Origin of the sequence: Ensifer adhaerens, from assembly GCF_028993555.1 — a bacterium.
Lineage (GTDB): Bacteria > Pseudomonadota > Alphaproteobacteria > Rhizobiales > Rhizobiaceae > Ensifer > Ensifer adhaerens_I.
Genome location: NZ_CP118610.1, coordinates 293,689 through 305,643, shown reverse-complemented (window position 1 = coordinate 305,643; position 11,955 = coordinate 293,689). Strand labels below are relative to the sequence as shown.

The 11,955-nt window shown below is 60.9% G+C and carries 12 protein-coding genes; 6 read left to right on the top strand and 6 right to left on the bottom strand.

Going from position 1 to position 11,955, the window contains the following annotated elements:
- Positions 1 to 5 precede the first annotated feature (5 nt).
- Positions 6 to 731, bottom strand: a complete 726-nt coding sequence (gene flgF, locus PWG15_RS01405; protein ID WP_275022721.1) for a flagellar basal-body rod protein FlgF — start codon at positions 729 to 731, stop codon at positions 6 to 8.
- A 2-nt stretch (positions 732 to 733) separates the two neighbouring features.
- A complete protein-coding gene (locus PWG15_RS01400) occupies positions 734 to 1,513 on the bottom strand; it encodes a DUF1217 domain-containing protein (protein WP_275022720.1) in 780 nt (259 codons plus the stop codon).
- Between the two features lie 182 nt (positions 1,514 to 1,695).
- On the opposite strand from PWG15_RS01400, the gene motA reads away from it, so the two are divergent.
- The 6 genes from motA to PWG15_RS01370 all read left to right on the top strand — a co-directional run bounded on the left by motA (position 1,696) and on the right by PWG15_RS01370 (position 7,061).
- Positions 1,696 to 2,574, top strand: a complete 879-nt coding sequence (motA, locus tag PWG15_RS01395; protein ID WP_113132131.1) for a flagellar motor stator protein MotA — start codon at positions 1,696 to 1,698, stop codon at positions 2,572 to 2,574.
- Positions 2,575 to 2,578: 4 nt separating this feature from the next.
- A complete protein-coding gene (locus PWG15_RS01390; protein ID WP_275022719.1) occupies positions 2,579 to 3,523 on the top strand; it encodes a FliM/FliN family flagellar motor switch protein in 945 nt (314 codons plus the stop codon).
- Between the two features lie 22 nt (positions 3,524 to 3,545).
- The gene (gene fliN / locus PWG15_RS01385) at positions 3,546 to 4,205 is read left to right on the top strand and encodes a flagellar motor switch protein FliN (RefSeq protein WP_275022718.1); all 660 of its coding nucleotides are present in this window, start codon (positions 3,546 to 3,548) and stop codon (positions 4,203 to 4,205) included.
- Positions 4,206 to 4,234: 29 nt separating this feature from the next.
- Complete coding sequence (fliG, locus tag PWG15_RS01380) at positions 4,235 to 5,266, top strand: flagellar motor switch protein FliG (protein ID WP_275022717.1); 1,032 nt, start codon at positions 4,235 to 4,237, stop codon at positions 5,264 to 5,266.
- Positions 5,267 to 5,538: 272 nt separating this feature from the next.
- A complete protein-coding gene (gene flhB / locus PWG15_RS01375) occupies positions 5,539 to 6,615 on the top strand; it encodes a flagellar biosynthesis protein FlhB (RefSeq protein ID WP_275022716.1) in 1,077 nt (358 codons plus the stop codon).
- A gap of 5 nt (positions 6,616 to 6,620) precedes the next feature.
- Positions 6,621 to 7,061, top strand: a complete 441-nt coding sequence (locus tag PWG15_RS01370) for a BspJ family T4SS effector nucleomodulin (protein WP_275022715.1) — start codon at positions 6,621 to 6,623, stop codon at positions 7,059 to 7,061.
- A gap of 92 nt (positions 7,062 to 7,153) precedes the next feature.
- Here the strand turns inward: PWG15_RS01370 and visR are convergent, their stop codons facing one another.
- From visR to cheT, 4 genes are all read right to left on the bottom strand, one after another.
- Entirely contained in the window at positions 7,154 to 7,894 is a 741-nt protein-coding gene (gene visR / locus PWG15_RS01365) for a transcriptional regulator VisR (protein ID WP_275022714.1), read from the bottom strand.
- 12 nt (positions 7,895 to 7,906) lie between these two features.
- The gene (gene visN, locus PWG15_RS01360) at positions 7,907 to 8,647 is read right to left on the bottom strand and encodes a transcriptional regulator VisN (RefSeq protein WP_275022713.1); all 741 of its coding nucleotides are present in this window, start codon (positions 8,645 to 8,647) and stop codon (positions 7,907 to 7,909) included.
- Positions 8,648 to 9,476: 829 nt separating this feature from the next.
- The gene (gene fliF / locus PWG15_RS01355; RefSeq protein WP_275022712.1) at positions 9,477 to 11,147 is read right to left on the bottom strand and encodes a flagellar basal-body MS-ring/collar protein FliF; all 1,671 of its coding nucleotides are present in this window, start codon (positions 11,145 to 11,147) and stop codon (positions 9,477 to 9,479) included.
- A gap of 359 nt (positions 11,148 to 11,506) precedes the next feature.
- On the bottom strand, positions 11,507 to 11,899 hold the full coding sequence (cheT, locus tag PWG15_RS01350; RefSeq protein ID WP_065372393.1) for a chemotaxis protein CheT: 393 nt from the start codon (positions 11,897 to 11,899) through the stop codon (positions 11,507 to 11,509).
- Positions 11,900 to 11,955 lie beyond the last annotated feature (56 nt).

The window sequence follows — 11,955 nt, the reverse complement described above, 5'->3', positions numbered from 1 at the left end:
AGAAATTAGCGACTGCCGCCGAGCGTCTTGACCGCTTCTTCGAGCGATCCCTCGCTGTCACGCATCAGGGCAGTGATGTTGTCGAAGGCGCGCGTGACCATGATCAGTTGCGACATCTCCTGGATGGCATTGACGTTGGACTCCTCGACGAAGCCCTGCATGACGCCGACGTCGAAGCGATCGACCACCGGCTCGGCCTGTGCCGCCGGCTGGACCGCACTGTTGTCGAGGCGCATGAAGCCCTTGCTGAAATCGGCCTCATAGAGACCGAGCGAGGCGACAGCAACGCCGTTCTGATGGAGCGCACCATCGGCACCGACGGTGATCTCGCCGCCGCCGCCGTTGAGCTGGATCGGCGCTCCGCCGGCATCGAGCACCGGATAGCCGCGGATGGTGACGAGTTCGCCGGTATCGGTGAGCGTGAACCGCCCATCACGCGTCAGCGCCGGGCCGGATGGCGTCTCGATCTGGAACCAGGCATCACCCTTGATCGCGAAGTCGAGGGCCGAGCCCGTGCGCGACAGCGAGCCGTTGCTGGTGTTCAGGAACTCCTCGCCCTTGCTGACATAGGCAACCTTGGTCGGCTTGGTGTCGCCGAGCATCTGGTTGAATTTCACCTCGGTGCCACGGAAACCGACGGTGCCGGAGTTCGCGATATTGTCGGCAAGTGTATTAAGGCGCTTTTCGAGCGCCATCTGCGACGAAATCGCGACGTAAAGACCGGTTTGCACGTTCAATTTCCCCCGAGTTTCAGGCTGTTGATGGACAGGAGAAGATCGGAAGAGATGCCGTAGCCGCTCGAAGAACCGAAGACTGCGAGCGGATCATAACCGTCCGTTGAATTTTTGGTTTCCCAGAGTGCCGTGAAGCGGTCGAGAAACTCGGTCAGCTTGCCCGGATTCTGGAAATCCTTGAAATCGATCGCCGCTTCATAGGCCTCGGCCTGACGATCGACATTTGTCGCGGCGAATTCGTCCGGCAATTGCAGGGCGGTGCGCACCACCTGGGCCAGCGCCTCATCGGCGATGATGGCGTAGCCACTGTTGATCGTCGGCGCCATGCGCGAAAAATAGAGGGCAAGCCGCACGCCGGCATTTTCCTCACCGGCGTTCTGCTCCAGCGTCTGGCGAGCATATTTGTCGGCGACGCCCTTCTGGGCACGGTCGAAGGACGTGGCGGCCGCGCCGTGGGCGGCGAAGTTCAGCGATTCGACGAGCTGCTTGTAGCGGCTGTCGGTCAGCTTGTTGGCGAAGGCATCATCCTTGTCGATGCCTTCGGTCAGCACCTTGCGCATGAAGGCCTTGGCATAGGCCATGTCTTCGAGACCGTGGGCCTTCATGGCGTAGTTGTAGAGCTTGGTATCGGCGAAGAAATCGTCGATCGTTTTGATGTCACCGATCTTCGACAGATAGTACTGCGTCTCGCGCGCCACATCCGGCTGCTCGGCCACGCGGGCCAGCGACTTCGTCAAGTCGGCCGTTATCAGCTTGTAGCTCGTGTAGGTCGTGGTCACGATCGGTTCGCCCCTGCCGGAATGACACAGACAGAGCAAGCCCCTGCCTTGGCAAATCCTGACCGGATAGCCTTGCGCGAACCTGTTCCGATGAATGACCCCACCGCCCGCACCGGCCAGCCTCACGCAAGGATGAAACCTTATCCCGTTAGCGGAAAATAGGATCGCGACAGGTATCGAAAATGAACATCATCATCGGGCTTCTTGTGACGTTCGGCTGTATTCTCGGCGGCTATCTGGCCATGGGCGGCCACATGGAGGTCCTCAACCAGCCTTTCGAACTGCTGATCATCGGCGGCGCCGGCATCGGTGGCTTCATCATGGCCAACTCGATGAAGGTGGTTAAGGATACCGGCAAGGCGCTCGGCGAAGCCTTTCGCCACAGGGTGCCGAAGGAGCGCGAATATCTCGACACGCTCGGCGTTCTCTATTCGCTGATGCGGGACCTGCGCACCAAGTCGCGCAACGAGATCGAAAGCCACATCGACAACCCGGAAGAGTCCTCGATCTTCCAGGCGGCGCCGACGGTTCTGAAGAACAAGGAACTGACCGCTTTCATTTGCGATTACGTACGCCTGATTATCATCGGCAACGCCCGATCGCACGAGATCGAAGCGCTGATGGACGAAGAAATCCAGACCATCACCCACGACAAGATGAAGTGCTATCACGCGCTGAACACGATGGGCGACGCCTTCCCGGCCATCGGTATCGTCGCGGCGGTTCTCGGCGTCATCAAGGCGATGGGCGCGATCAGCGAGGCGCCGGAAGTTCTCGGCGCCAAGATCGCAGCCGCACTCGTCGGCACGCTGCTTGGCGTGTTCCTGTCCTATTCGATCGTCGCGCCGCTGGTCGCCAACATCAAATCGGTGCGCGAGAAGCAGAACCGCCTCTACATCATCGTCAAGCAGACGCTGCTTGCCTATATGAACGGCTCGGTACCGCAGGTCGCTCTCGAATACGGCCGCAAGACCATCTCGGCCTATGAGCGTCCATCGATCGACGCGGTCGAGCAGGAAATGATGAACCCCGGCGGCGGCGGCGAAAGCAAGGCGGCTTGATCCCATGAATTCGGCAACATCCAACGTTCACGCATTCGACCGGAAACTCCTGGCGCGCATGACCGGCGCGCTCGGCGACGACCGGGTCATCGGCCGGCTGGCACTCGAGCTCGGCCAGGTCTTCGGCGAGTTCCTGCCTGACATCTGCCGGGCCGAAACGGGTCTTGACGTCACGATCGGTTATGCCGGTTTCCGCACGGGGCTCCGCAAGGAACTGATCGCCGGCCTTGGTACCGGCGTGGTGATCAGTGACGTGTCCTTGCGCAACTGGTGCGCGGATTTCCAGATCGGCTGCGACAGCCCGATCATCATCACCCTCGTCGAGGCGCTGCTCGGTGCCGAGCCCGCCGGGATAGAAGAGCCGCAGCCGCGTGCGCTCTCCCAGATCGAGATCGACGTCGCCGTGCCGCTTTTCGAAAAGATCGCCGACGTGTTGCGCACTGCCGTCAACGCGCCGGGCGGTTTCGAAGCGATCGTCGAACGTCCGCTCAATAGTGCATCGCGCCCCAAGCCCGATCCCATGATCGAGGACACTCATGCCGGCGCCATCGACATGACGATCGGCTTCGGCCCGGTCATGTCCACCTTCTCCGTCATCGTCCCCCAGAGCGTGCTCCTGAAGACCACCATCGTCTTCCCGAAGGGCAGCGGCCAGCAGCGCAAGGCGAAGGCCGAATGGACCGAGCAGCTCGAAGAGCAGGTTCGCCGCTCTGCCGTCACGATCGAGGCGCGCATCCGTCTCGAGAGCCTGACGCTCGAAACGATCAGCCGGCTGCAGGCGGGTGACGTCATTCCCTTCCACGACGCCCAGGACGTGCGCGTCGACGTCAACGCCAATGGCCGCGACCTTTATGTCTGCGAATTCGGACGATCGGGGTCGAAATATACCGTTCGGGTCAAGGATACCCACGGCTCAGAGCAGGACATCCTTCGCCACATCATGAGTTAAATCGGCCTGCCGCGCTCGCAGCATGCCTGAGGCAAGCTTCAACTGGAATAGTTCTCACATGGCACCCAAGAAAGCACCCATCAACGAACAGGCAGAAGCCGCTGTCGGAGACATGGAACTCGACCAGGCGATCAATGACCTGCGCGGTGTCCTAAAGCAGGATACTGATGCGCCGGCAGCCTTCGGCTCGGATTTCGGCAGCGAACCCGCTGGCGCGGCAACCGACTTCGGTAGCGAATTCGGCGCACCGGCCGGCGGCCTCGACGCGTTCGGCGGCGATTTCGGCTCCACCGACTTTGGCTCCAACGACTTCGGCGCCGACCTCGGCGGCGGCTCCGCTTCGAGCGATTTCGGCGGCACGGATTTCGGCGCGACGTCCTTCGACGGTGCTGACGCTGCGATCGACGCGCCGCCAGGCAGCGGCATGACGGCCAATATCGACCTGATCATGGATATCCCGATCGACGTCCAGATCGTGCTCGGCACAAGCCGCATGCAGGTGTCCGGTCTCATGAACTTGAACGAAGGTGCAACGATCGCGCTGGATCGCCGGATCGGCGAGCCGGTCGAGATCATGGTCAACGGCCGGGTGATCGGCCGTGGCGAAATTACCGTTCTCGACGGCGACGATACCCGTTTCGGCGTCAAACTCATCGAGATCAAGGGCAGCAAGAAGTCATAGAGCCCAATGACCGGGCGAAGGATGAATCCATGATGGATTTCGAAAGTTTCGAGGCTCAGGCGCTTTCAAGGCCGCTCAGCCAGACGGACAAGGCGGCGGCCGTTCTGCTTGCCATGGGCAAGGGCGTGGCAAGCAAGCTCTTGAAGTTCTTCACCCAGAGCGAGTTGCAGTCGATCATCGCAGCGGCGCAGTCGCTGCGCGCCATCCCGCCGCATGAGCTGGAAGCGCTCGTCAACGAGTTCGAAGACCTCTTCACCGAGGGCGCCGGCCTGATGGACAATGCCAAGGCGATCGAAAGCATCCTCGAAGAAGGTCTGACCCCGGACGAAGTCGATGGCCTGCTCGGTCGCCGCGCCACATTCCAGTCCTACGAGGCCAGCATCTGGGATCGCCTGCAGGAATGCGACCCGGTCGCCGTATCGGTACAGCTTGCCAAGGAACATCCGCAGACCATCGCTTACGTATTGTCGATGATGCCGTCGGGCTTCGGTGCCAAGGTGCTGCTGCAGCTGTCCGAAGAGCAGCGGCCGGACATCCTGAAGCGCGCCGTCAACATGAAGGACGTCAATGCGAAAGCCGCCGCGATCATCGAGAAGCGGGTCATGGAAATGATCGGCGAGATGGAAGCGGAACGCAATTCGGCCGGCCCGGCCAAGATCGCCGAGGTCATGAACGAACTCGACAAGCCGCAGGTGGACACCCTGCTCGCGTCGCTCGAATCGCTCAGCACGGCCTCCGCCAACAAGGTGCGCCCGAAGATCTTCCTCTTCGACGACGTGCTCTACATGCCGCAGCGCAGCCGCGTACAGCTCTTCAACGACGTGTCGACCGATATCATCACGATGGCGCTGCGCGGATCGACGGGCGAACTGCGCGAATCGGTACTCGCCTCGATCGGCGCACGCCAACGCCGCATGATCGAATCCGATCTTGCCATGGGCGATGCCGGCATCAACCCGCGCGATATTGCGATCGCACGGCGTTCGATCACCCAGGAAGCCATTCGCCTGGCAGCCAACGGCCAGCTCGAACTCAAGGAAAAGGACGCGCAAGCGGCCTGATCCGGCGAGCGACTGTGGATCGCACGCAGCGCCCACGACCGGCACGCGCCTTCCTTATCGTATTTCCTGTTGAGCCCTGGCGAAAGCCGGGGCTCAACGCTTGCCTGCCCTACCCTCCGGGTTCACTACTGCATCTCCTTGGATCGACCTCGATTTGAGGAGTGCGCGGCAGCTCAACGTGTTGCAGCGAACCTTGCGCCCCCGACCGGGCGCGCGGCGCTGAAGGACGACGCGAACGGCACTGCCTGGATGTAACCGGAGCTTCCTGCTTCATGTCTGATGATCAGGATAAAGACAGCAAAACAGAGGCCCCGTCCGAGAAGAAGATCTCCGACGCAGCCGAGAAGGGCAATGTGCCCTTCTCCCGCGAGGCGACAATGTTCGCCTCGACGCTCGCGATCTACATCTTCTTCGTCTTCTTCCTTGCCGACGGCGTTAGCACCGTGGCCGAGGCCCTCAAGGACATCTTCGAGCAGCCCGAAGCCTGGCGGCTGGAAAACTCGACCGACGTCGTGGCGCTCATTACCCATCTGGCGTGGAAATCGACCGCACTGCTCATTCCGGCTTTCGTACTGCTCATCATCTTCGGTGTCGCCGCCTCGATCTTCCAGAACCTGCCGCGACCGGTCCTCGACCGTGTCCAGCCGAAGCTGAACCGCATTTCGCCGATAGGCGGTTTCAAGCGCATCTTCGGCGTGCAGGGATTGGTCGAGTTCGGCAAGTCGCTGTTCAAGATCATCATCGTCTCCGTCGTCGTCGTGCTGGTGCTGTGGAACGACTACTTCGCGACGCTCGACCTGATGTTCTCCGATCCGGTCACGATGTTTTCAACGATGGCGAACGATCTCAACCAGATCATGATCGTCATCCTGTTTGCGACCGCGGTTCTGGCGATCGCCGACCTCTTCTGGTCTCGGCACCATTGGTACACCGAACTGATGATGACCAAGCAGGAGGTGAAGGAGGAAATGAAGCAGGCCCAGGGCGACCCGATCGTCAAGGCACGCCTGCGCTCGATGCAGCGTGACCGGGCGCGCAAGCGGATGATTTCGTCCGTACCGCGCGCCACGCTCGTCATCGCCAACCCGACCCACTACGCGGTCGCCTTGCGCTACGTTCGCGAGGAAAGCGACGCGCCCATCGTCGTGGCGATGGGCCAGGATCTGGTCGCCCTGAAAATCCGCGAAATTGCAGAGAAAAATGGCATCCCCGTCTTCGAGGATCCGCCACTTGCACGCTCCATGTTTGCACAAGTCTCGGTCGATAGTGTGATTCCACCCGTGTTTTACAAGGCTGTTGCCGAGCTCATTCACAGGGTGCATGCGTCGCAACCAAAACGGATGACATAACTCCGATGAAAAAGTGCGAATTCTCCGAGAAGCGGGAACAGATCGTAGCTGAAGCAATCCGCCCCGTGGCGACTGAACTGCGGCTCATCGACGCCGCCGATTTCATCGCACTCTTGCGGTTCGAATCCTACGCCTCACTGGCCGATCTCGTCGAATCGGCGGCAGAACTCTACTTTCTGCCAGGCACGGTCAACTTCGGCCTCGGCGGCAACTACAATCTGGATTGGGATTGCGAGCCGGAAATCGTGCTCGACCTGGAACTCAAGCCCCGCGGCGTCACCATCTATGTCCGCCTGTCCCTCGGCAATGAGACGGCCGGCATCGAAATCAGCCATATCAGCTTCCAGAACCCGGCGGCCGACCCGGACGAAAACACTGCGTTCCTGGCAAGGAGCCTGGAAGATGCCAAATTCGTCAAGACCTACGAGTTGCCGCTCGCAAGCTGAGCGGCCAAATCGGCACGCGCGAGACTTGGCAAGCAGTGCCCCAGTGCTCAGCGCGATCGAGGTGCGGCCGGGCCCTCACCTCCTGAAAGACGTCAGCTGATGTAGCCAAGGCGGATCGCCTTGGCGATCGCCTGGATGCGGTTGACCGAATCGAGCTTGGTGGTTGCCGCGCCCAGATAGGCGTTGACCGTATGGACGGAGAGGCCCATGCGCTCGGCAATCTCTTCGCTGATGTGGCCGTCGCCCGCCATCTGCAGGCAGGCGATCTCGCGGTCGCTCAAGGTCTCGGCCGGCGCCATGCGCTTTTCATCGGCGGCCAGCAGGTCGGTCATGATCATGCAGCTGCGACCATGCAGATCCACCACCTGTTCGGTCGAGGCATCGACGTAGCTGCCGGCGAAGATGACGTAGCCGTTGCCCTGGGCGCCGAGCCTGACAGGAAAGGCAATGCCCGAATAGGCAAGCTTGCGCACTTTCAACCGATGCGCAAAGGGCGCGAGTTCCGAGACTTCAGCGGCCTGATGCTCTCCCGCCCCGTTCCAGAGCACCGGCAACAGCGATTGATCGAGGTGGGCAACCAGTTCCTCGCCATAGGCCGTGATGAGATCGTGGGCGTTCGCTTCGGCCGTAAGCCCCCAGTTGTCGAGAACGCAGGTCAGCTTTCGGGTCGCGCCTTTGCCGCTTAAGCGCAGCACAGCGAAATGCTTGGCGTTGATCTGCCGCTGCATGGCCTGAAGACGCGTGACCAGGGTCGCTGCGCGTGCGGCGCGGTTGCCCTGTCTGGCGAGCTTGTGGTCGTCGTCGATCCGCCCACCACCGAGAAAATGCGTCATCGCGCCCGTTCCTCACACAAGATTGTTGCGCACCGCGTAGGCTATTGCTTCCGATCGCGTCCTGGTCGCCGTCTTGCGCATGACGCTGGTGATGTAGTTGTTGATGGTGTTGCGCGAGATTCCGAGGATCACCGCAATCTCTTCGCTGGTTTTGCCCTCGGCGATCCAGAAGAGGCATTCGAGCTCGCGCTCCGTCAACTCGAAGTCTCGATCGTGCCGAACTTCGGCGCGCGTCGTGAAGCTCGCGAGGTAACCGGCCAGCAGCGTGACATCCCGCAGGCTCTCCTGCGACAGGATCACGTCTTCCGGCACGAGAAGCATCAGCGAGAAGCGCAGGCGTCCGACGTTGAAGGTGATTGCGCAATATTCGCGGCTGATGCCGCGCGGCAGGTCGATATCATCGGGCAGCGCGTAGAAGCACGGCTGCAGCACCGCCAGGCATTTCTCGAGTTCGGTCGTCTTGGCGTGGAGCGACGTGACGACGCCGGAGAGACGCCGCACCACATCGAAGGGCCAATTGGAACAGACCACGAAATCGAGACCGTTGTCCTGCGAGATATCGTAGCGCGCCAGAAGATAGTGGCTCGCGCCGACATATTCGGTCAGCGCCGCGAGACCGCTGCCAAGACCGCCCCGACCGGCGACTTCCCCCAGCCTTCGCAAAAGCTGCTCGCGCGAGAAACCGCCGCCGCGTGCACGTGTCGGTGCCGTCGGCAAAGGCCAGACAGCAATGTCTGCTTGCGAAATGTCCATGAGTTCAGCCCCCGTACCGGATTCCCATCCCGGAACTGCACTTGCACTGTCGCCGCCAACAGCCGGCCGAAGCCGAATATCACCACCAGTCGCAGATCAGGACGCGAATCAACTGTTAAAAATGTACATCGCCACGAGAAAAATACCACCGCCCTGTTCTGGCTATTTACTTCACATCCCGCGCGTGGACCGATTCGCTCTAGACCGGCCTCGCCTGCTCCCTCCAGTGACCTTTAGCGCCGAAGCCTAGGCACAACACATTGATAAAGAACGATTTTCGACTTGAAATCCCGTCATGGCCGCGCGGCTGCCGCGGTCCCGAATAACGCGTCAGGCGCAGTTTTGCCCAGTAAACGGGCGTTTATTGTCGATATTCGAAAATTAGAACCTCAAGAAATTATACTTTGTATTCACAGCTGTGGCTGAAATGCATCAGGATTTTTTCGGGCACCTGTCATTTTACCAATATATAAATTGTGAAATACTTAGAATAAGTTTGACGCTATTCGAAGTTATATTTCAGTTTGACTATGTATAACCAGAATCCGGCACAGTAGATGCCCGCGACGAATGCACGCCATGCGCGCGCAATGAATCTATAAATTAAGATATCGTTAAAATGTTACCATCCTCGGCTTCCGACGGGACTCAGCGGCCTCGCTTCGAAACTTGAAGCAATTTTGCGGCGGTGACGGCGAACGCACCCGGACTCTCACAATATTTGGTCCGAACATAAACGACGAAGCCTGACGCGCGGCAGCGACGCCACAAACACAAATCCCGCCACACGGGCGGGATCTGTTTGATTTCGTCAGGGGTTGCTGCGGTATCAGGCGGCCTTGTCGAGGGCCCACTTGCGCAGGATTTTCGCCGCGCGTTCTTCGCTGATCTCGACCATACGCGCCAGGCGCCGTTCCGGACCTTCCTTGACGCGGCGGTTGAAGCCACCCTCGTCGCCCATGTTGAGCAGGTCGTCGGTGCTGTCGAAGCCGAAGTCCGACCCGAAGCCGTCCATGAGCGCTCCGCCGGCACCGGCAGTGGCCGGAGAGAAGTCGGGCAGTTCGAGACCGGCGGCTTCGCCTTCCAGCTGGCCGGCCGTGCTGCCAAACCCGAGTTGGCGGGCGAGCGGCCGCATGCCCCAGACGACCAGAGCGGCCACCACGATAAAGGCAAGGGCATTGATGATGCCGCCGAGATTGCGGGTCAGCGTTTCCATCACCCCGGGGCCGGCGACAGCCTGGTCGAGCAGCTGCGTTTCGACGAAGTCCATGGCGGTCAGGGTCACGACGTCGCCGCGGTTCGTATCGAGACCGGCGGCGGAAGCCACGATCTTCTGCATGTCGGCGAGATAGGCGTCGATCTTTGCCTGGTCGGCCGGCTCGCCAACCATCGCGGCCAGACGACCACGGTTGACGACGACCGCTACGGAGAGGCGTTCGATCGTGTAGCTGTTCTTGACGGTCGCGATCGTCTTGCTGTTGATCTCATAATTGGTCTGCTCTTCCTTCTTCTCGGCCTCGTCACTCGACTTCGGACCGGCGCCACCGGTCGGGGTGGCCTGAGGAATGTTCTGCTGGACGGTCGCGGCATTGTCCGGCTGCTGCTGGCTGGACTTCTGCTCTTCCTTGGTCACGCGTGTCGAGCGCTCAACCCGCGATTCCGGATCGAAGACCGTTTCCTGGATCTGCTGGGTATCGGTGTTCAGCCGCGCGGTGACACTCGAACGGAAATTGTCCATTCCGAGAAAGGGGGCGAGCGCATTGTCGATCTTCTTCTCAAGCTCGCCCTGTACGTTCTGGACGACGCCGAGCGACTGGTTGAGAGCGCTGTTGGCCGGATCGTCGCCGGAGGCGAGCAGTTGCCCGGTCGAATCGAGCACGGTCACGTCATCGACGTCGAGCCCCGGTACGGAAGAGGCGACGAGATGACGGATCGAAGCGGCGGCGCTGCGGCCAACGGTGGCGCTGGCGCGGATCATGACCGAGGCTGTGGGGTTCTGATCGGCCTTGCGGAAGCTGCCGCGCTCCGGCATCACGATGTGGACGCGCGCGGCGGCGATGCCCGAGATCTGCTGGATAGTGCGGCCGATTTCGCCTTCGAGCGCACGCACCCGCGTCACTTCCTGCATGAAGGAGGTGAGGCCGAGCGAACCGACATTGTCGAAGAGCTCGTAGCCGGCATTGGCACTGCTCGGCAGGCCACGCTCTGCGAGCAGCAGGCGGGCCTTGCTCGTCATTCCGACGGGAACCTGGAGGCTGGCGCCATCGGAGCCGACATTGAAATCGATATTGGCCTCAGCCAGCGCGATGCTGATCTGGGTGACATCGCTGCGTTCGAGCCCGACATAGAGCGTCTCGAACGAGGGTCTGTTGACGTAAATGCCCGCCCCGAGCACCAGGCCGACCGCGACAATGCCGGCTGCCGCCAGCGCGATCAGCTTGCCCTGCCCGAGATTGCTCAGGTTCTTCGTGACCGTCGAGAGTTGATCCAACAGACTCATTCTGTTTCCGCACCCAGTATCGCAGGACCTTCAAGCCGGTCATCGGCCGAGCGCCCTGCGCAGTTCCAACATTCGGGTTTGGCGGGTATCGACATGCTTTGTATCGACTTCCAATGCGCGCGAATCTACCAGCCCCGATCGGGACCGTAGGAAACGAAACTTGCGCGAAATTGGCTTGATGGGCCGGATCGGCCTGGCAATCGGCGATGTGCGCGGGTTTATCCACCGCGCAAGGGGCGTCGCCGAAGGTGGCAGCACAGGGCAACCACATAGAAGGCTGCGCCAAAAGTAGCGCAGCAGGTCGCTGATTTTACAGGGATATTTCGGCGTTCTCGCCGCATCCTTGCGGATATCAGGCGTCAGAACGCCTCGAAATCACCGGCGGCCTTGGTCAGCGGCTGGGAGTGGCCGTGGCGCAACATGCCGTTGCCAAGTGCCTTCTTCATATCGGCAAGCTTGACGAGACTGACGGCCGTCGTCACGTCGACCAGCCAGTCGTCGGGGATCGACGCCGTTATGGTGTCGATGAACTCCGCAAGGCCGCGCGTCTTCTGCACTGCAAGGTCAATGCCCTGTAGCAGCATCATCTTGTCCGGGTTGGCGAGCGCATCGGCCCCCTCATCGCCGGCCAGTTGCGGTTCGATCCGTTCGATCAGATAGGCGACGTCATGCAGTTCGGTGACGATTCGCATCAGCACTTCGGGCAGTGCTTCTTCCACGTGTGGCATGTGGCCCTGGTAGTCGGTCTGCATTGGTATGTCTCACGTGGCTCGGGGCTTCGGTAGTAGGTCGTATTTGCGGCCTGCGA

Bases quoted from the DNA above. Each gene is read 5' to 3' on its own strand.
- PWG15_RS01370 (WP_275022715.1), top strand. From the start codon at position 6,621: ATGAAAAAGTGCGAATTCTCCGAGAAGCGGGAACAGATCGTAGCTGAA.
- PWG15_RS01390 (WP_275022719.1), top strand. From the start codon at position 2,579: ATGAATTCGGCAACATCCAACGTTCACGCATTCGACCGGAAACTCCTG.
- cheT (WP_065372393.1), bottom strand. From the start codon at position 11,899: ATGCAGACCGACTACCAGGGCCACATGCCACACGTGGAAGAAGCACTG.
- fliN (WP_275022718.1), top strand. From the start codon at position 3,546: ATGCCTGAGGCAAGCTTCAACTGGAATAGTTCTCACATGGCACCCAAG.
- fliG (WP_275022717.1), top strand. From the start codon at position 4,235: ATGATGGATTTCGAAAGTTTCGAGGCTCAGGCGCTTTCAAGGCCGCTC.
- visR (WP_275022714.1), bottom strand. From the start codon at position 7,894: ATGACGCATTTTCTCGGTGGTGGGCGGATCGACGACGACCACAAGCTC.
- visN (WP_275022713.1), bottom strand. From the start codon at position 8,647: ATGGACATTTCGCAAGCAGACATTGCTGTCTGGCCTTTGCCGACGGCA.
- fliF (WP_275022712.1), bottom strand. From the start codon at position 11,147: ATGAGTCTGTTGGATCAACTCTCGACGGTCACGAAGAACCTGAGCAAT.
- flhB (WP_275022716.1), top strand. From the start codon at position 5,539: ATGTCTGATGATCAGGATAAAGACAGCAAAACAGAGGCCCCGTCCGAG.
- motA (WP_113132131.1), top strand. From the start codon at position 1,696: ATGAACATCATCATCGGGCTTCTTGTGACGTTCGGCTGTATTCTCGGC.